Origin of the sequence: Arthrobacter sp. B0490, assembly GCF_002929355.1 — a bacterium.
In the GTDB taxonomy this organism is placed as follows: domain Bacteria; phylum Actinomycetota; class Actinomycetes; order Actinomycetales; family Micrococcaceae; genus Arthrobacter_D.
The window spans coordinates 1-552 of sequence record NZ_PJIR01000148.1 but is presented as its reverse complement, the minus strand read 5'-3'; the positions used below and the strand labels follow the sequence as shown (position 1 = coordinate 552).

General features: G+C 60.3%; 1 protein-coding gene. It reads right to left on the bottom strand.

The genetic code is table 11. From position 1 onward, the window contains the following. Positions 1 to 552, bottom strand: a 552-nt coding sequence (gene zapE / locus CXQ97_RS21180) for a cell division protein ZapE (RefSeq protein WP_146069759.1), incomplete at both ends; no start/stop codon positions are given.

Below are 552 nucleotides of genomic sequence, written 5' to 3'. Positions count from 1 at the left end.
TCTCCGGCACCAGGCGCTTGAAGCTGCGCTCCAGGCTCTGTTCAGCCTCGGCATCGAGGGGGAAGTGGAACAGTTCGGCCTGCTCCAGCGCACGCAGGCGATAGTCGATGCCGCTGTCGACGTTGACGATCTCGGTGTGCTTCTTCAGCAGCTCGATGGCCGGCAGGAAGCGCGCGCGCTGCAGACCGTCCTTGTACAGACCGTCCGGCACGATGTTGGAGGTCGCCACCAGGCTCACGCCGTTCTTGAACAGCTCTTCGAGCAGCGTGGCAAGAATCATCGCGTCGGTGATATCGGAGACGAAGAATTCGTCGAAGCAGATCACCCGCGACTCGTCGGCGAAGCGCTTGCCAATGATGGTCAGCGGGTTCTTTTCGCCCTTGAGCGTCTTCATTTCCTCGTGCACGCGCTTCATGAAGCGGTGAAAGTGCGTGCGCGTCTTCTGCTTGAACGGCAATGCGTCGAAGAAGGTATCAACGAGGTAGGTCTTGCCGCGGCCAACGCCGCCCCAGAAGTAGATGCCCTTGATCGGCTCCTGCTGTTTCTTGCCGA